The sequence below is a fragment of the Lujinxingia vulgaris genome (assembly GCF_007997005.1).
GTDB lineage: Bacteria > Myxococcota_A > Bradymonadia > Bradymonadales > Bradymonadaceae > Lujinxingia.
In genome coordinates this window covers 188,991-206,414 of sequence record NZ_VOSL01000044.1, presented here as the reverse complement: position 1 = coordinate 206,414, position 17,424 = coordinate 188,991, and the positions used below count along the sequence as shown (strand labels likewise).

General features: G+C 64.4%; 15 protein-coding genes. 5 read left to right on the top strand and 10 right to left on the bottom strand.

Annotation, left to right across the window (positions count from 1 at the left end):
- Positions 1-87 precede the first annotated feature (87 nt).
- Genes FRC96_RS10060 through FRC96_RS10030 form a run of 7 tightly spaced genes read right to left on the bottom strand, consistent with a single transcriptional unit; the run spans position 88 to position 5,404 of the window.
- Entirely contained in the window at positions 88-1,017 is a 930-nt protein-coding gene (locus FRC96_RS10060) for an NAD(P)/FAD-dependent oxidoreductase (protein WP_146974363.1), read from the bottom strand.
- On the bottom strand, positions 1,014-1,592 hold the full coding sequence (gene folE, locus FRC96_RS10055) for a GTP cyclohydrolase I (protein ID WP_146974362.1): 579 nt from the start codon (positions 1,590-1,592) through the stop codon (positions 1,014-1,016). Before folE ends, FRC96_RS10060 begins: the two co-directional genes overlap by 4 nt.
- Positions 1,593-1,618: 26 nt before the next feature.
- Positions 1,619-2,641, bottom strand: coding sequence for a Holliday junction branch migration DNA helicase RuvB (ruvB, locus tag FRC96_RS10050; RefSeq protein ID WP_146974361.1), 1,023 nt, complete (start codon positions 2,639-2,641; stop codon positions 1,619-1,621).
- 58 nt (positions 2,642-2,699) lie between these two features.
- Positions 2,700-3,296, bottom strand: coding sequence for a Holliday junction branch migration protein RuvA (ruvA, locus tag FRC96_RS10045; protein ID WP_146974360.1), 597 nt, complete (start codon positions 3,294-3,296; stop codon positions 2,700-2,702).
- A gap of 38 nt (positions 3,297-3,334) precedes the next feature.
- Complete coding sequence (gene ruvC / locus FRC96_RS10040; protein ID WP_146974359.1) at positions 3,335-3,820, bottom strand: crossover junction endodeoxyribonuclease RuvC; 486 nt, start codon at positions 3,818-3,820, stop codon at positions 3,335-3,337.
- A gap of 26 nt (positions 3,821-3,846) precedes the next feature.
- Positions 3,847-4,305 (bottom strand): low molecular weight phosphatase family protein, encoded by a 459-nt coding sequence (locus tag FRC96_RS10035; protein ID WP_146974358.1) that lies wholly within the window; start codon positions 4,303-4,305, stop codon positions 3,847-3,849.
- Positions 4,306-4,321: 16 nt separating this feature from the next.
- Positions 4,322-5,404 carry a 1-aminocyclopropane-1-carboxylate deaminase/D-cysteine desulfhydrase gene (locus FRC96_RS10030; RefSeq protein ID WP_230470091.1) on the bottom strand — a complete coding sequence of 361 codons (1,083 nt, stop codon included), beginning with the start codon at positions 5,402-5,404 and terminating at the stop codon, positions 4,322-4,324.
- Between the two features lie 134 nt (positions 5,405-5,538).
- Between FRC96_RS10030 and FRC96_RS10025 the strand changes: the two genes are divergently transcribed.
- Positions 5,539-5,859, top strand: coding sequence for a hypothetical protein (locus tag FRC96_RS10025; protein ID WP_146974356.1), 321 nt, complete (start codon positions 5,539-5,541; stop codon positions 5,857-5,859).
- Between the two features lie 71 nt (positions 5,860-5,930).
- Here the strand turns inward: FRC96_RS10025 and FRC96_RS10020 are convergent, their stop codons facing one another.
- On the bottom strand, positions 5,931-7,562 hold the full coding sequence (locus FRC96_RS10020) for a serine/threonine protein kinase (RefSeq protein WP_230470090.1): 1,632 nt from the start codon (positions 7,560-7,562) through the stop codon (positions 5,931-5,933).
- 322 nt (positions 7,563-7,884) lie between these two features.
- On the opposite strand from FRC96_RS10020, the gene FRC96_RS10015 reads away from it, so the two are divergent.
- From FRC96_RS10015 to FRC96_RS10005, 3 genes are all read left to right on the top strand, one after another.
- Positions 7,885-8,310 carry a YbjN domain-containing protein gene (locus FRC96_RS10015; protein WP_115602636.1) on the top strand — a complete coding sequence of 142 codons (426 nt, stop codon included), beginning with the start codon at positions 7,885-7,887 and terminating at the stop codon, positions 8,308-8,310.
- A gap of 116 nt (positions 8,311-8,426) precedes the next feature.
- A complete protein-coding gene (locus tag FRC96_RS10010; protein WP_146974354.1) occupies positions 8,427-9,200 on the top strand; it encodes a PspA/IM30 family protein in 774 nt (257 codons plus the stop codon).
- A gap of 110 nt (positions 9,201-9,310) precedes the next feature.
- A complete protein-coding gene (locus tag FRC96_RS10005) occupies positions 9,311-10,375 on the top strand; it encodes a nucleotidyltransferase family protein (protein ID WP_146974353.1) in 1,065 nt (354 codons plus the stop codon).
- A gap of 21 nt (positions 10,376-10,396) precedes the next feature.
- Here FRC96_RS10005 and FRC96_RS10000 read toward each other — a convergent pair whose 3' ends face one another.
- Positions 10,397-14,227: an AAA family ATPase gene (locus FRC96_RS10000; protein WP_146974352.1), complete on the bottom strand. Its 3,831-nt coding sequence runs from the start codon at positions 14,225-14,227 to the stop codon at positions 10,397-10,399.
- A 9-nt stretch (positions 14,228-14,236) separates the two neighbouring features.
- On the bottom strand, positions 14,237-15,538 hold the full coding sequence (locus FRC96_RS09995) for a metallophosphoesterase family protein (RefSeq protein WP_146974351.1): 1,302 nt from the start codon (positions 15,536-15,538) through the stop codon (positions 14,237-14,239).
- Between the two features lie 173 nt (positions 15,539-15,711).
- On the opposite strand from FRC96_RS09995, the gene FRC96_RS09990 reads away from it, so the two are divergent.
- Positions 15,712-17,412: a hypothetical protein gene (locus tag FRC96_RS09990; RefSeq protein WP_146974350.1), complete on the top strand. Its 1,701-nt coding sequence runs from the start codon at positions 15,712-15,714 to the stop codon at positions 17,410-17,412.
- Positions 17,413-17,424: the final 12 nt, after the last annotated feature.

Below are 17,424 nucleotides of genomic sequence, written 5' to 3'. Positions count from 1 at the left end.
CATGCAGAAGGTTATCCCAATAATCCCGGGGGGATGGCGGTGTGATGTGTGCTCGTGGTGCGAGGTAGCACGAGAGGTTAAGCAGGGTCAAAGATAGCCGAGGTCGGTGGCGATCAGGCGCGCGGCCAGCGCGCCATCGCCGGAGGCCGTCGCCACCGAGCGCAGCGGCGTGTGGCGAATGTCACCGATGGCGAACACGCCCGTCAGGCCCGTGCGACAGCCGGCGTCGGTGTGCACAAAGCCCCGTGCGTCGAGCTTGAGGCCGGGGACATCCGGGAGCAACGGCGCGATGCCGATGCGCACAAAGAGCGCGGCCACGCGCAGAGTCTCGGGAGGGTCGCCGCCCTCAAGGGAGAGCTCACAGCCCTCGTCGACGGGGGTGATTCTGGTTACCTCGGCGGGGGTTGGCCAGAGCGTGACGCTCGGGTTCTGCCGGGCGTCCTCCAGAAAACTCTCTCGAGCGCGCGGAGCGCTGCGCATCAGGAGGTGTACCCGGCAGTCAAAACTTGCCAGACGCAGCGCGTTCTCCAGGGCGGCGTCGCCGCCGCCGACCACCGCGACCTCCCGGCCGGCAAAACGCTCGGCGTCGGCCATCGCGCTCTGGCTGACATAGCGGCCCAGGCCCTCGGCCTCACCAGGCACCCCCAGGGTGCGGTAGCGGCTGCCCGTGGCCAGCGCCACAGCCTCATAGTGGCGGGAGGGGAGCCCCTCGAAGTCCGCGCGCAGTGCGGTGTTCGGGGCATCGGGGGCGGGGTGCAACTTCACCAGGGTCGCCGTCTCGGGGCGCAGGTCATGCTTGGAAACCTGCGCTCGGAGCGCGCTGGCGAGTTCACGACCGTGGGCCCACTCGGTGCCCGGAAAGTTGCCGATGCGGTTGTTGACGCGCAGCAGCATTCCGCCGACCTCGCCGCGGGCGTCCACCCAGTCGAAGGGCACGCCGAAGTCATGCAGCCAGAGCGCGGCGCTCACCGCGGCGACCCCGCCGCCGACGATCAGAGCCCGGGCGTCCTCGCTCATAGCGTCTTCTCCGCGCGCTGAAACTGCGCCATGCACTCGGCCCGCAGCTCTCCGCTGGCGAGCACGCCGCGGGCCTCGATCGAGATGAGCTCGCCATGCTTATGAGCTCCTCGCATCTCCATGCAGAGCTGTCGGGCGCGCAGTCGCACAAGCAGGCCGGCCGGGTTAAGCGTGGTCTGCAGGTGCTCAGCGATCTCGATGATCAAACGCTCCTGCACCTGAGGTTTTGCGGCAAAATGGTCGATCACGCGCCCGATGCTGCCAAAACCCACGATGTGCTCGGCAGGCACGTAGGCCACATCCACCGTGCCAAAGAAGGGCAGGAGGTGATGAACGCACATGCTCTGGAAGGGAAGCGCGCAGGTGAGCACCGGGCGGCTGCCGCCGGTCGATTCGTTAAGCCCCGGCGCCTCAAAGGTGCTGATCTGGGGCGCCGCTTCGTTAAGCCCGCTGAAGAGCTCATCCATCAACCCGGTGAAACGCTCCGCGGTGCGGGCGAGCTCCGGGTCCTGGTCGGCATGCAACCCCACTGCCTTCATGAAGGCTCGAAAATGCTCGACTGCCTCATCACTCATACGACCTGCACCGCGGGTTTGGCGTGTTAGAAGATGGTGTTCTGGTTGCCGCTGTTGATGGGCACTCCCAGATGGCGAAAGGCGCTGGCTGAGGCCACGCGCCCGCGCGGGGTGCGCTGAATAAAGCCCTGCTGCAAAAGGTAGGGCTCGATCACTTCTTCGATGGTGTGGCGGGCCTCACCGATGCTGCTGGCCAGAGTATCGAGTCCGGTGGGCCCGCCGCCGAACTTGACCACGAGCGCGTCGAGGTAAAGGCGGTCCAGATAATCAAAGCCGGCCGAGTCGACTTCCAGGCGTTCCAGGGCGTAATCGGCCAGCTCATCGTCGATGGTGCTGTGATTTCCGACCACGGCGTAGTCGCGGACGCGGTTGAGCAGGCGGTTGGCGATGCGCGGGGTGCCACGGCTGCGCCGCGCGATCTCAAACGCTCCGCGCTCCGAGAGGCCGATGTCCAAAATGCGCGCCGAGCGCTGCAAGACCGACTTCAGGTCGTCGGCGTCGTAATAGTCCAGGCGTGCCACATAGCCGAAGCGGTCGCGCATCGGCGCGGTCAGAAGTCCGGAGCGGGTGGTCGCGCCCACAAGCGTAAAGGGAGGCAGCGTCAGCTTCATGTTGCGGGCGTGTGGGCCCTCGCCAATCACAATGTCGAAGTAGAAGTCTTCCATCGCCGGGTAGAGGTTCTCTTCGACCACCGGCGAGAGGCGGTGGACCTCATCAATAAAGAGAATCTCGCCCTTCTCCAGGGAGGTGAGGATACCGGCCAGGTCGCCTTTTTTCTCGAGCGCCGGGCCGCTTGTGATGTGGATATTGACCCCCATCTCCTCGGCCAGGATCTGCGCCATGGAGGTCTTGCCAAGGCCGGGCGGGCCGCTGAAGAGGATGTGGTCCAGCGGCGCCTGGCGCATCTTGGCCGACTTCACCATCACCCGCAGGTTATCCTTGATGGCCTGCTGGCCGACGAACTCCTCAAAACGCCGGGGGCGCAAATACTCATCGAAGGAGACATCATCGCCGGTGGGCGTCATCTCGATGTTGGGATCGCGAGGCATAAAACGACTTCCTCAAAAGGTGGTGCGTGGGTGCGGGATCTGGCGTATCGGAGCAGCTTCAGCGCAAGAGTTTTAGCGCCATACGCAGAAGCTCTTCGACGGGCTGATCGTCGGTGGCCTCGCGGGCCACATGGTCGACCGTGTCGTCGACCATCGCCGGCGGGTAGCCCAGGTTTTGAAGGGCGCTGCGCAGGTCGTCGATGGCCGAACGCTCCACAGCGACCTCGCTCACGGAGCGCTCAAAGCTGAAGTCGCCCAGAGCGTTCTTAAGCTCGAGGATGAGGCGCTGCGCGGTCTTTTTGCCGATGCCGCTGACTTTGGTGAAGGTGTCCACCCGGTCGAGCTCCACGGCCATGACCACGTCGGCCGGGTCGAGATCAGAGAGCACCGCCAGCCCGATCTTGGGGCCGATGCCGCTGACCGAGATCAGCTTCGCGAAGAGGCGGCGCTCATCGCCCGAGGCGAAGCCGTAGAGCTGAATGGCGTCTTCGCGCACGCTGGTATGAATCCACAACGAGACCTCGCCAGCCTCATTGGGGCGAAGTTTGCCGGCGCTGCCCACCGGCACAAAGACCTGGTAGCCAACGCCGCGGACGTCGAGGATGACGCTGTCGAGCTCGGTGGTGAGCAGGCGGCCTGTAAGATGTGCGATCATAGACTGGATTCCATCCTGAGAGCATGTTCAGCGCCACTCTATTGCAGGCGGCGCTGAAAGTCGAACGCCTGACAGTGGCAAATCGCAACCGCCAGGGCGTCGGCGGCGTCTTCGGCCAGCTCCCCGCGCAGGCCCAGATGCACGCGCACCATCTGGCCGACGGTGTCTTTGGAGGCGCGCCCGCGCCCGGTGACGGCCTGTTTGACCAGCGTCGGCGCGTATTCGTTGAGCGCGAGGTTGGCGTGGCTCAGCGCCAGGAGCGCGACGCCTCGGGCCTGGCCGAGCTTGATGGTCGACATGGCGTTGCGGGCCACAAAGACGCTCTCCACGGCGGCCTCATCGACCGAATACTCGTTGAGCACGGCGCTCAAGCCGCCGTAGATGATCTCCAGACGCTCAATGAAGGTTTTGGCGCGCGAGGCGTTGATGCGCCCGCTGGCGACGTGTTCGAGCTCCTGGCCGCGTTTTTTGACCAGACCGTAGCCCGTAAAGCGGCTGCCGGGGTCGATGCCGATGACAATCACAAGGGTTCCGAGGGTATGGCGAGTCGTTAGTGCGGGAGGTTCAGGGTGCCGATCCAGGCGTCGATGCTGCGATCGATGATCGCGCAGCAATGCTCAAACACCTCGCGGTTCTGGCCCACCGGGTCCGGGATGCCCGTCTCAACCTGCTGCTCGGGATCGAAGCGCCAGATCTCGACCAGCCGGCTCTGAAGATCCGGTGCGAGCTGCAGAAGATGGCGGCTATGGCGCGGCGACATCACCAGAATGTGGTCCGCCATGCGCATCAGCGGCAAAGAGACCCCCTGGGAGCGGTGGTCTTCGAGAGAAGCGCCGAAGCGCTCCACGGCCATCTGAGCGAATTGAGCGGCCGGGCGCCCCACAAGCCCGAGCGTGCCCGCGGAGATCACCACGGCGCGTTGCTGCAACTTCACGCGCAGCAACGCCGCCGCCATCGGCGAACGGCAGATGTTGCCGGTGCAGACACAGATGATGCGGCGAGTGGTCATGGTGTCTCGAGAGGCATCAGCGGGGCAGGGGAGTGTCGAAGAGCGCGCGATACGATGGCGGAAGATCGCGATCGATGTTGGCGCGGGCGATAAGCGGGCTTAGGTCGGCGCCACTGAGGGTATGCCAGTAGAGCACGCGTTTGTCAGCCAGGCTCTCGGCGTGCGCGGCCAGCGCGGCGAAGGTTTTGGCCGTGTAGGTCGGCTCAAGCTCCAGGTCGGTGTGCTCCGCGACGACCTCCATAACGCGCAACCCCTCGGGGGTCTCCTCGCCATAACCCTCGCCGAAGAAGTCGTCGAGGAGGGTGACATCCGAGGCGCAGATTTTGGGCAGGTCGGGACCGCCGGCGTCGCGGATGAGCTGGGAGGTTTTATTGGCCATATGGGCGGTGAGCGGGGCGTTGCACACGACTTTGTCGACGACACGCACGCCGACGATCCTGGAGCGGAGCCCGGCCAGGTGCGCGCCCAGAATCAGGCCCGCGAGCGTGCCGCAGGTGCCCGCGGCGACGTAGATCGCATCGGGCTCGGGGCACTCGCCATCCTCGATCTGCCGGGCCAGCTCCAGCGCGGCGTTGACGTAGCCCACCACTCCCAGTGGCGAGGAGCCGCCGCCGGGGATGTAGTAGGGATTCTTGTCGCGGGAGAGCCACTCGCGGATATGCGTCTTCGCCATCGCGAAGGGCAGCCCGTTTTTGGACTCCACCGGCGTGAGCACCGGCTGCGTGGTGCTGAGCGCGCGTAAGACCTCCAGCACATGCGCGGTCATCGGCTGTGGGAAGTGCAGCGCATGGGGCTCAAGCCCCACCTCCCGGGCATAAAGGGCGGTGGCCAGGACGTGATGGCTTCCCAGCGCGCCGACCGTCCAGACCCGCTCATGGCCACCGGCCAGGGCGTCGGCCAGGATGAACTCCAGCTTTCGCACCTTGTTACCGCCGTAGAGGCTTCCGGTGAGGTCGTCGCGTTTGACCCAGAGCTCGCCCACACCCACGTCGTCGGCCAGCGCGGAGTACGCCTCGATCGGCGTGGGGAGGTTGCCCAGGCGCACATGGCCCAGGGCCCGGGTAGCCGGGTAGCGCTCGAAGATTTCCAGATCGTTCATAGACCTTCCCATGTGTTTTGAGCCGGGCGGTGTTATCTTTGCGCTCGTGATGTGGAAGTACTTGCGACCGTCGCGATGTTACTTCACGCAGTGTCGTTTCTGACCTTTTCTTCACCCACTGGATGGAGCCTTATATGAGCAAGCCACGCAGCGACTACGACGCCTCGCAGAAGTTGATCCGCGTCTACCCCACCTTTGATTCCCCCAAAACGCTGGTGCCCCGCGAGGAGCTCAACGCGATGGGCGCGATTCTGCAGGCCGGCAAAGACGAAGAGGGGCGCGAGGTCGAGGCGATCCGCTACGTCTTTCGCTCGCCGGAGAGCGCGGCCTACAACCAGCAGGCGCTCTCCTTTATGAAGTTTCAGACCTACGTCGATCAAGGCGATGGCGAGCAGCCCGTCGATGGGGATGGGCCCGAGTTTGCGGTGCGCGAAGACTTCGGCATCGACGACTGAGCCACCGGCGCCGGGCAATCATCAAACAGCGGCCCTGGCGAACGGGGCGGTGAGCGCGCGCGACGCGAGCCCTAAAGGAAGCGCGTCGCGATAAAGCCCAACGCAGCCAGCACCAGCACCACCCCGACGATGATCTGGGTGCGGCGGTCCATCTTTGCGCCGCCGGCCCGGTCAACCTCGGCCGCACGAAGCCCCGAGGGCCCGACTTGCGCCGGACTTACAGCCATCTCGGAGGTGTTCTCTCGCCGCGGGAGCGAGGGCTGAGCCCCGGAGCGTTGGAGGTCTGCGCGCGGATTCGAGGGGGAGGCGGGCGATCGAGCGCGCTCATGCGATCGGTCGGGCAGCTCCGGGGAGCGGTGATGCGGGTTGGTCTCGGGCTCGAGATCCGCTTCGTCATCGCCCCAGTCGTCTTCAAAGGTCGGCAGCGGTCCGGAGCGCGAGATCGCCTCCCGGGCCACCGCGTCGTGGGCGCCGGAGAAGCGCACCTCATCGAAGAGCTCGGTCTTCTCATTGGCGAAGTCTGCGGGAACCGTCTTCACACGAGTGGCGTCATCGGGGTGTGCAAAGTCGTCGTCGGGACGCACCTGGGCGTAGGCCCCGCTCAAGCGAACCTCCTCGGGGACCTCTTGCATCGGGGCGGTGCTCTCTTCGATTTCACCGACCGCGATGGGGGCGGGCACAGGCGTGGGGGCTTTACGGGCGGTTCGCGAGCGAGGGTCACGGCCGCGGGGACGCGCGTCTGCAGAAGCGGCCGCGCGCGCCAGTGAGTCCAGCGCCGGGTCTTCTTGCTCAAAAAGCTCTTTGAGCAGCGCGCCGCTCTCCAGGCCGGTGTGCCCCGGCGCGATCTCGGCCAGCACCTGGCTGAGCGCCTGCGAGAAGTCATAGGCGCTCTGGTAGCGGTCCTCGCGTTTGCGGGCCAGCGCGCGCTCCACCACCGCGATGAGGCTCTCGGGCAGCCCGGGGCGGGCCTGCTGGATCGGCACGATCTCGGCCTGGCGCGCGCGCTTGAGCATCGTGAGCGGATCTTCGCTCTGGCCATAGACCGAGCGCCCGGTGAGCATCTCATAGAGGCAGATGCCCACCGAGAAAAGATCGGAGCGATGGTCCAGGGGCTCGTCCCAGGCCTGCTCGGGGCTCATGTAACCGAACTTGCCTTTAATGACGCCGGCGCGGGTGCGCTCGCGCATCTTGGAGTCGAACTTGGCGATGCCAAAGTCGATGAGTTTGACCTCGCCAAGCACGCTCAGGAGGATGTTTTGCGGACTGATGTCGCGGTGGACCAGCTGCAGCGGACGGCCGTCGCTGCCGGTGCGGGTGTGGGCAAACTGCAGTCCGTTGCACACGTCGCGAGCGATCTGCACCGCCGTCGCTACCGGGATGGCGTAGCTCTGGCGGGCCCCTTCGGCGAGTACGGCGTGGAGGTCGCGGCCGTTGACGTACTCCATGACCAGGAAGAAGTTTCCATCCTCACTGCCCACATCGTAGAGGCTCGAGATGTTGTTGTGGCGCAAGACCGCGATGAGCTTGGCCTCTTCGAGCAGCATGCGCGTGAAGCTGCGATCGGCGGCCAGGTTGCGGTGCAACACTTTGACAACGCAGGGCTGAACGAGGTCACCGTAGCGCATGGCGTGCGCCAGGTAGACTTCGGCCATGCCGCCGACGCCGATTCGCTCAATGAGGCGATAGGGTCCAAGTGATCGCACCGTGGAAGTCCTTAGGTCGGCAGGGGGGCCGGGCAACATCAGAAGGGGCGTTCAGGGCGCGTGGGTGTGTCAGATCGACCCGCGCGGTGGGCGCCGATTGTATCCGATCGCTTCATATTGACAACCGCGGCTACCGCGGCGTTGCTGCCTTGACACTGATTTGGCGCGACCCCTACACTTCGCCGGCGTTCTCGAAGAAATAAGTTGGCGTCGACGTACCAGTTCTTAGCCTTGAAGGCCCGGAGAGGGCCGGCTGAACCGGAACAAACGACGCGCGCGTCGTGTCGCTTACACGGGTTGTGTCATGGATGAGGCAGGGAGGATGGCGTACATGGTCACCAACGATAAGATTGAGAACTTCATCATCGAGCACGGGCTGCCTTTTGAGCAGGTCCAGGAAGGGCTGTGGCTGATTCACGACGAGATCGATTACATCGACAATATCGTCGTCTACCACACCCCGCCGGTGATCACCTTTCGGGTCAAGCTGATGGACGCACCGGAGAAGGGCACCCGCGACGCGCTCTTTAAGCGTCTGCTTGAGCTCAACGCCACCTCTATGGTCGCTGGAGCCTACGGTCTGGAAGACGACGCGGTGGTGATTGTTGATACGCTGCAGAGTGAGAACCTGGACCATAACGAGTTCCAGGCGACCATCGACGCGTTGGCCATCGCGGTGCGCGAGCATTACGAGGAACTTCGCGCCATCGTCGGCCAGCCCAAATCGACCGCGCAGGCTTCGTCCTGACGTCTTGACACGTAGCAAGCGGCATCAACGCCTGCACCACCTTGTTTCCGGCCTACCACTACCGCTGGAGCCTGTGAGCACAGCCCCCGGCCACAGGCACATAGGAGAGAGAATATATGGGACTCTTTAATCGGATCGGCACGCTCCTCAAAGCCAACATCAATGACCTGATCAGCCGCGCCGAGGATCCGGAGAAGATCCTCAATCAGCTCATTCTCGACATGAAAGAGCAGCTCATTCAGGCCAAGAAGCAGGTCGCGGTGACCATCGCCGATGAGAAGCGTCTTAAGAAGCAGCTCGACAATGAGCTGCAGCAGGCCCGCGATTGGGAGAAGAAAGCGATGATGGCCGTGCGCGCCGGTCGCGATGACCTGGCCCGCGAGGCGCTCTCGCGTAAGAAGGAGCACGACGATCTCAGCTCCGAGTTTCAGAAGCAGTGGGAGGCCCAGAAAGCCGCGGCCGACAAACTTCGCGACTCGCTGCGTCAGCTCAACTCGAAGATCGAAGAGGCCAGCCGCAAGAAGAACCTGCTCATCGCGCGTAAGAAGCGCGCCGAGGCCCAGAAGACCATTCAGGAGACGATGTCGGGCCTGAGTGACACCTCGGCCTTCGACGCCTTCGACCGCATGAGCGGTAAGATCGAGCAGATGGAAGCCGAGGCCGAAGCCAGCGCCGAGCTCGCTGAAGGCTTCAGCGGTGACGACCTGGCCGCCAAGTTCGACGCGCTGGAAGATGACCACGGCGCCGATGAGGCCCTGATGGCGCTGAAAGCAAAAATGGGCGTGGGCGCCGAGAAGAAAGAGACCCAGTTCGACTTCGAGGAAGAAGAAGCCGAAGAGAAAGAGACGGTCTCCGCCAAGCGCGGCACCTGGGACAGCGACGAGTTCTAAGGCGCGGCGCGTCTGCGCTGCGAATTGAGTTTGAAGGTTGCGACGCTGCGGCCGAGCGCGCCCGATGGGCGTCCTCGGCCGCAGCGCGTTTTGCTCTCTGGAGGTGAAGGTTGAGCCAGGATGAATCCACAACGGTGACAAACGAAGACCTAAGCCCGGCACCGGTGGGTGGCGTGCTATGTGCCGGGTACGGCTCGCGTCTGGCACCGCTGACCGATGTGTTGCCCAAGCCGCTGATGCCCTTTTTAAACACGCCGATGGTGGCCTACGCGCTCAACCATCTGGTCGGCGCCGGCGTGGAGCAGGTGGGCATCAACCTGCATCATTTGCCCGACGCGATCCCGCCCGTGGTCGACCGCCTCTGCGCCAACTTCGGGCTTCGGCCTCGCTATGTGCGGGAGTGGGAGATCCTGGGCACCGCGGGAGGCGTCCGAGGCATCTGGCAGGGGCTTGGCGAGCCGGAGACGACGCTGATCGTGCTCAACGGCGACAGCATCATGAACATCGATCTGGCAGCCCGGCTTCAGGCGCATCGCCAGAGTGGGGCGCTGGCCTCGATGGTGGTTCGCCCGCGCGCAAGCGATCAGCCCGGGCGCGTATGGCTCAATGAGGCGCAGGAGCTTCGCGGCTTGCGCGATGCCCGTCACCCGGATGCAGCGTCGGAGTCGCTTCGTGAGTACGATTTTACCGGCGTGCATTTTCTGGAGCCCGAGCTCCTGCGTCGCATCCCGCTCGAAGAGGGGTGCATGGTGGGTGATGTGTACATCCCGATGCTGGAGCGGGGCGAGCGCATCAACGCGCTGATCAACGATGACTTCTGGGCGGCGCTCGATAACCCGCGCCTCTTTTTTGAGACGACGCGGCGTGTGCTGCGGGAGCCGGGGCTCTTTGCCCAGGCGCCTCTTCCCGAAGCGCTTGGCGAGTCGCTCTACATCTACAACCAGGACACCATCGACGATAAGGCGCAGCTGGCCGGGCCGCTGCTCGCCGGTCTTCATGCCAGCGTCGATTCGGGGGCACGGGTGGGGCCGGAGGTGGTGCTCGACGGCGTTGAGATCACCGGCGGCGCGCGTATCTCCCAGTCGATTCTCTACGGGATGGGCCGCGTCGAAGGTGACTGGGAGCGGGTGATGGCGGTGGCCGGAAAGGTCGTGAGTTTTTCGCTCGATGATTGAAGATGACGAAACGCGTGGCGTTCAGCCGATGAGGCCGGCGTCGGGGCGCTCGATCTGAAGGGTGGAGCGGCCGTTGCCCTCCGGGGTAACTCGAACGCGGTACTCCACGCTCTCTTTTAGCCCCTCGACGTGGCTGATGAGCCCGATCTGGCGGTTGCTGCGCGATTGCAGCGAGTTGAGCACGCCGATGGCCACCTGCAATGACTCCTGGTCCAGGGTGCCAAAACCCTCGTCGAGCAGGAGCGTCTCCAGGGGCATATGAACCTGACGCAGGTCCGCCAGCGCCATCGCCAGGGCCAGCGAGAGCAAAAAGGACTCGCCGCCGGAGAGCGTCGTCACCGGGCGTACGCTGTTGGCGCGGTTGCGATCGAGGATCTCAAAGTCGAGTTTCGGAAGCCCCTGCTCATCGCGCCGGATCTGCAGCGCATAGCGCGGTGCCAGATCCTGGAGGTGGCGGTTGGCGTACACCGCGATGTTTTGCAGGTGGAAACTCAGCGCGTGCTTCTCAAAGGTCGTGCCGTCATTCTTACCGATGAGATCATGGATCGTCTTCCAGTGCCCGAAGGTTCGATTCAGCGCTTCGAGGCGCTTGCGGCCCTCGGCCAGATCCTCGTGCTTCTGATCGTCGGCGTTTAAGCGCTCTTTAAGGGTGGCGACCCTGGCGGTTGCATCGCGCAGATCCGCCTCACAGGCTTCAAGGCGAGCTTCCAGGGTCTCGAGGTCTTGAGCCTCATCGAAGGTTGGGGGGCGTGTGTTCTGAAGTTGCTTGAGCGCGTCGCCGGACGTTTTCAAAAGCTCTTCGGCGGTGGCTTTTTCCTGACGAAGTTTGTCTCGTAGCGTGATGAGGCGCTCGCGCTCCTCGACGCCAAGCAGGGCGGAACGCAGCGCCTCAAGGGTATCGACGGGCAGAGTGTCCAGCATGTTCTCGAGGATCTGCTGTGCCTTCTGGCGCTTCGTGGCCGCGTCGTCGAGCTCTTTTGTCTGAGACTTAATGTCCTGGTTGAGGTTTTTGAGCCTCTCCTGAGCGCTCTCCAGGGTCTTGCGAGCGGTCTCATAAGCCTCCTGCGAAGCGCTGACCTGCTTCTGGAGGCGCGCTTCAACCTCGTCGGCGCTCTGTCCCTCGAAGATGGCCTGGCGCTCTTTGCGCAACGCCTTGAGCTCGGTTTCACGGGTCTGCAACGCTTGAGTACGTTGTTCAACACTCTCGCTTTCGCTCGTATGACGCGCCTCAAGGGTCGCGAGGTTTTTCTCGATGTGTGCACGTTGGGTCTGCAGCGCTTCGAGCTTGCTCATGATCTGGCTGCGAAGCGTTCGCTCCTTTTCGAGGCTCGAGATATGGCGATCCAGCGCGTCGATGATCGTGCCGCGGTCATCGCCGGCCTGGGTATCCAGAGGTCGGTCCAGGGTGTGCAGCTGCTCGGAGAGCGCTTCCAGGCGCACCCGGAGCTTGCGGCGGTCCTCGGCGACCTTTTCTCGGAGGGCTGTGATCTCGTCGTTGAGGCGGGATTCCTCGTCGGTGGCGCGCTCAAGTTTCGGGCGAAGCTCGGCGAGCTTTGCGTCGGCCTGGTTGCGCTTCTCGCGCGCGTCGCTGAGCGCGTTGTCGGCCTCATCGAGCGCGTCGAGGCGTTTGAGGAACGCCTGTGCTTCGGCCTGCAGGGTCTCGCTGCGCGTGTGAAAGTCTTGCGTCAGTGCGCTCCAGTCGGGGGCGTCAGCGAGCGGAGCGTCCAGCACGTCTGCGACCAGCGCGCGCAGGCTGGCGTCCTCGCGCTGAAGGCGTTCGTTGAGCTCCTGAGCGGCTTTGTCTGCGGCGTCGGCTTCGGCCTTCACCCGGCTCTTCGTGCTGGCAGCGGCCGTGCTCGTTTTGCGCGCGGCTTTGAGCTCTTCTTCGATGCCCCGCAACAGTTCGACGGCGCGCTCCTGGCCCTTGCGAAACTCCTCGTGGCCCAGATCGGAGCCCGCGTAGGGGTGGTTGGTGCTGCCGCAGACCGGGCAGGGCTCCTCGTCTTTGAGCAACTCGCGGGCGTCAATGAGCCCGAAGAGGCGTTCTGCCAGAACCTTTTGCTCCTCGGCGAGCGTGCGGGCGTGCTCTTTTTTCTCGACGAGCGCCTCGGCATGTTGGGCCTCTTCGATGGCCTCGTTGAGGGTTTGTTTGAGTGCGTCGCGACGGGACTCCGCGTCCTTCACCCGGGCGCTGAGTTCGACGAGGCCGGTGGTGCGCTCGGCGGCCTGGCGGAAGGTTCGGTTGTGGTTCTCCAGGCGGCTTATCGCGGCGGTCCAGGCGCGGCGGGCCTCGCTGACGTCGGGTTTGTCGCCCAGAATCTTTTTGAGCGCCTCTTGCCTGGATTCAAATTCTTTACTTAAAACCTCAAGCTCTTTCTCGGCTTTCTTGATGTTTTGCTTGAGGGTGTCGGCGTTCTGGCTCTGCTGGGTGAGTGACTTCTTGAGCGCCAGGCCTTTGTGCGTGCCTTCGTTATTGGCGTCGCGTTCGCTCTGGAGCGCAACGACCTGAGGGCGCATCGCCACGATGGCGTCGCTCAGCTCTTCAGACCAGGGGGTGGTGGGTTGGTCGGCCTGAAGGCGCTTTTGCTCGGCGTTAAGAGCGTCAAGGTTCTTAGCTTCTTCTGTGAGCAGCTTTTTCGTCTCGTCGAGGTTCGTCTTCGCTGCGTCGAGCGCGCTGCGGTCGGTGCCGACGTCTCTGGCGAGCGCGGCAATTTGTGTGTCGAGTCGGCGGGCTGCCTTAAGGGGTTCCGCGTTGTCTTTAAGCGCCTGGCCGGCGATGTCGCGCACGTTCTGCCGGGTGAGCAGCGCATGTTGATGAAGCTCCACCGCCTCTTCGAGCTCGGGGCGTTGTTCGCGAAGTTCGGCAAGTTTGACCTGCCGGTTCTTTATCTCGGCGTCGAGGCTGTTGAGGTCGCGAAGCGTGTCGCGAGCCGGCTCAAGTGATTCGCTCAACGCCAGACGATCGAGCTCGCCGGCGCGTTCTTGAAGCGCGTTCGCGGCGTCGGTTACGCGCTTCTGATGGGCCTGGTGCTCCCGTTGCAACGCGTCGAGGGACTTTTGCCATTGAAACACGTCGCGGGCAGCGTTCCGCGTGTTGGCGGCTGCGGTTTCAGCTAACGTCGCCTTCTCCATTTCTTCTGTGAGAATCTGGCGATCTTCGGCGCTGAGGAGGTCCTGAGCGTTGAGCTCGATGGTCAGCTTCTCGACCGCCTTTCTGGCCTGGCTGTGGCGTTGTGCACACGCCTGCCCGATCTTCAGGAACTCACTGACATCGGTGAGCTGCTTGAGCAGCTCGGCTTTGGCGTCTTCGTTGCCGTGGAGAAACTCTGCGAACTTCCCCTGGGGCAGGATCACGGTGCGCAAAAAGTCGTCGAGCTTCATCGCGCCAAGCACCTCATCGAAGGCCGGTCCGTAGTATTTGGCGCGGTTATCATCGGCGAGCACCCGGGGGGCCGGATCGTCAGGATGACTTAAGGCTTCGATTTTGCGCTGGTCGTTTTGGATGTTGCCATCGGGTTTGCCGTGGGCCCGGCGAAGCGACCAGGTCGCGCGGAAGTATTCGCGCTGGCCTGCGCCGTTGCGCCGGCTAAAGGTCAGCTCGGCCGAGCATTCTCCGGTGCCGCTGCTCATGATGTGGTGATTTTTGCGATCGTCATCGCGCCCCTGCTGGTCGAGGCGCGGCGTGCAGCCAAAGAGAGCCAGGCAGATGGCGTCGAGGAGCGTGGTCTTGCCGGAGCCGGTGGGCCCGTGGATCAAAAAAAGCGGGACACCGCTTAGATCCGGATCGAAGCGAAGTTCGTGAGCGCCGTAAAATGAGTTGAGATTTTCCAGCTTTAAGTGGTGAAGTCTCATAAAGCACCTTCAGGTTTCTTCAAGCAATGAATTAAGTGTTTGTTGCTCAGGGCTCGCCAGCTCCAGGGGGGCATCGTCGCGCGGGAGCAGGTCGGCGAAGGTCGCCGTGATCTCGGGAGGCGGGGGCTGCCCCTCGTGGGCGGAGCGGTAGAGTTGCTCAAAGAGGTAGGCTGGCGTGACCGTCTCCAGAGGAATGGGCTCTTGTTCGCCAATGGCGAGGTGCTCGCGGTTGGCGTGCAAGACCTCCCGGAAGGCGATGATGCGGGGGCGTTCGCCCGGCTCAAACGCCTCCTCGATGGCGTCGCGCAGGCGCTCAAGGGTGCCGGGGCGCGTGACGTCGACGATGGACTCGATGGCGACATAGGGAGGATAGGGGGCATCCCAGGTGCGCTTTCTGACGAGCTTTTCGAGCTCTTCCGGCGTATCGCGGTAGGTGATCAGCGCTCGAAACTCCGGAACGTCGCGTCGGTCAATGACAACCTCCTCGCCGACATCGACGAGGAGCACCTGACGGGGCGTTTGCGCCTCATTGAACCGAATGGGCACCGGGGTGCCGCTATACCAGATGCGACCGCTCTCCACGGCGAAGCCGCGGTGGATGTGGCCGAGCGCCACGTAGTCGTAGTCTTCGCAGAAGATTGAGGGGGGCAGGGCGCCGAGGGCGCCGATCTGGTGGAGGTCGGTTTTAAAGTCGTCGTCTCGGAGTTTTTGCGCGGCGGGCATGCAGGTGAGGTGGGCGACACCGACCAGGGGAAGGTCGCCAAAACGTTCGCGGGCGCGCCTGGCGAGCTCGGTGTAGAAGTTTTCAAAAGCGTCGTAGAAGCTTCGGGCCAGGTCAGGGGCGATGCCCTCGCCAGCGATTCGTCCGACCCCCAGGCGAGATTCGTGGATGTAGGGGGTGGCGACGATGACGGCCTGCGGGGTTCCGGTGGCGTCCGGGACCGGGATCAGCGCGCGCTCCCATTGCGCGGGATCCGAGGAGAGCCCGCCGACCACATCCACCGAAAGCTCTCGCAAAACCGGCGCCGGCGCGTCGAGCTGGCTGGCGGAGTCGTGGTTTCCGCCTACCACAACGATCTTTTTGAGCGCGGGGAGATCCTGGCAACGGTGCAGGAATCGGTAGTAGAGCCCCTGGGCGCGGGCCGGGGCCTGGGTGCTGTCAAAGACGTCTCCGGCCACAATCAGGCAGTCGACCTCGGCGTCGCGAAGGGTCTCGTAGAGCCAGTCCAGAAAACGCGCCTGCTCGTTCTCCAGAGAGGCTTGCTCAAGCGTGGCTCCCAGGTGCCAGTCGGATGTATGTAAGATACGCATCAGCTCACTCGATTCTTAAGTCATTGCTCGATATGCTCAGCGGAGCGTATCGACAGGATGCTCTCTCCTACAAGGCGCGCGTGATGGTGTGTAGCGCGACAATGATCGTAGGAAGATAAAATAGTGCGTTGAGGGTGCTCGAATCGGGCAGCCCTGGACGTCTGGAGGTCAGGATGACGCATCAAACTAGCGCAGGATGGCGAGGGCGTTGCACGACTTCAGCGGCGGTGTCGCTGCTGATATTCACGCTTGCCAGCGGCTGCAGTGAGTCGGTGGTGACCGCCGAATGGGAAGGGGATGTGGGTATCGACGTGGGGGGCGACCTCGACGCAGACTCGCCAGACACCACCGTGCCCGATCCTCCCGACGGGGACAATCCCGACCCGGGCGACACCGGCGACCCGGATGATCCTGATGGTGGGGACGGCGGCCAGGGAGACGCCTGCGCCGACGAGAACGTCATCCCGAACCCCGGCCGGCAGGGGAGTGAGGCGTGCCGACCGCAGGCGGGGTGGGGCACCCGCGCGTATTTTGTTGCGACGCATGGCAATGACGCCAACGAAGGCTCGCTGCAACGACCTTTTGGCACCATCGGCGCGGCCGTTGAGGCGGCGTCGACTGACGCTGAGCGGTCCTTTGTGCTGGTGGAGGTCGGCACCTACGACGAGGTGCTGGAGCTGCGCGAGGGCGTGCACGTGGTGGGCGGCTACGCGTTCGGCTGGCTGTATGATCCGAATGGGCGCGTGGAGATCTCGGGCGGGCGCCCCTCGGTGATTGGCGAGGACATTGAAGCGACCACTCGCCTGGTGAACCTGCGTGTGCGCGGTCAGGATGCGCCGGCTGGCGAGTCCTCGGTGGCGATGCTCTTGAGAAACAGCCAGGGCGTGGTGCTGGAAAGCACGGTGGTGGAGGCCGGGCGCGGGGGCGCGGGTGTGGATGGGGGAGAGGGAACCATTGGAAGTAATGGTCGGGCGGGAAGTCCGGGAGGCGATGCACCGCCGCGACGCGATCTGGCCGGTCTACGTTGTATTAACGAAGACAATCCACCGTCCCCCGGGGCCGGAGGGACGTCGAGTTGTGGGGCGCAGGGGGGGCGAGGCGGAGACTCCGGGTTCAATTATGGCAGCGGGCAACGTGGAAACTCTGGCAGCTCCGGCGACGCGGGGGGAGCCGGGGGAAGTGGCGGTGACAGCCCTCAGGACGGAAGCGTGGGGTCGCGGGGTAGCAATGGGGCGCAGGGGCCTTCCGGAGTGGGAGGAGGCGATGAGGGGCATTTCGACCTGGCCTCGCTAAGCTGGGTGGGGCAGAGCGGTGCGCCCGGCGGACTGGGTGAGCCCGGGGGCGGCGGGGGCGGAGGAGGAGGTGGTGGCGGCTACCATAATGAAGGAACCTTTGGCGTCTTTTGCGATACGTGGGGAGGTGCCGGCGGGGGCGGTGCGAGCGGGGGCTGTCCCGGGACCGGCGGTGAGGGTGGTGGTCCAGGTGGCGCGTCGATTGGGGTGTTGCTTGATAACGCGGTCTTTACCAGCCGCAGCGCACGCGTCCTGGGAGGCGTCGGTGGTGCCGGCGGCCAGGGCGGTCTGGGAGGTGCAGGCGGACTCGGTGGCACACCGGGAGGCGGTGGGGGCAACCGTGAGCTTAACAGCGGTCTGGGAGGTGCGGGTGGCGCCGGGGGCAACGGCGGCCAGGGAGGTACCGGAGGCGGCGGTGCGGGTGGGCCCTCATTTGCGATCTATGCGACCTCTCCGGTCACGCTCAACGATCTGGGCGATGTCGAGGTGGTGGCAGGCCAGGGCGGGGAGGGCGGCGGTCCGGGAAGTGGCGAGCTGAAAGGGGCGGCCGGGCGGAGCGCGGAGTTGGAGGTGTCGCCTTAAGGTCGAGCTTAT

Excerpts from the sequence above, each read along its gene's own strand:
- FRC96_RS10060 (WP_146974363.1), bottom strand. The coding sequence starts at position 1,017 with ATGAGCGAGGACGCCCGGGCTCTGATCGTCGGCGGCGGGGTCGCCGCG.
- folE (WP_146974362.1), bottom strand. The coding sequence starts at position 1,592 with ATGAGTGATGAGGCAGTCGAGCATTTTCGAGCCTTCATGAAGGCAGTG.
- ruvB (WP_146974361.1), bottom strand. The coding sequence starts at position 2,641 with ATGCCTCGCGATCCCAACATCGAGATGACGCCCACCGGCGATGATGTC.
- ruvA (WP_146974360.1), bottom strand. The coding sequence starts at position 3,296 with ATGATCGCACATCTTACAGGCCGCCTGCTCACCACCGAGCTCGACAGC.
- FRC96_RS10035 (WP_146974358.1), bottom strand. The coding sequence starts at position 4,305 with ATGACCACTCGCCGCATCATCTGTGTCTGCACCGGCAACATCTGCCGT.
- FRC96_RS10030 (WP_230470091.1), bottom strand. The coding sequence starts at position 5,404 with ATGAACGATCTGGAAATCTTCGAGCGCTACCCGGCTACCCGGGCCCTG.
- FRC96_RS10025 (WP_146974356.1), top strand. The coding sequence starts at position 5,539 with ATGAGCAAGCCACGCAGCGACTACGACGCCTCGCAGAAGTTGATCCGC.
- FRC96_RS10015 (WP_115602636.1), top strand. The coding sequence starts at position 7,885 with ATGGCGTACATGGTCACCAACGATAAGATTGAGAACTTCATCATCGAG.
- FRC96_RS10010 (WP_146974354.1), top strand. The coding sequence starts at position 8,427 with ATGGGACTCTTTAATCGGATCGGCACGCTCCTCAAAGCCAACATCAAT.
- FRC96_RS10000 (WP_146974352.1), bottom strand. The coding sequence starts at position 14,227 with ATGAGACTTCACCACTTAAAGCTGGAAAATCTCAACTCATTTTACGGC.
- FRC96_RS09995 (WP_146974351.1), bottom strand. The coding sequence starts at position 15,538 with ATGCGTATCTTACATACATCCGACTGGCACCTGGGAGCCACGCTTGAG.
- FRC96_RS09990 (WP_146974350.1), top strand. The coding sequence starts at position 15,712 with ATGACGCATCAAACTAGCGCAGGATGGCGAGGGCGTTGCACGACTTCA.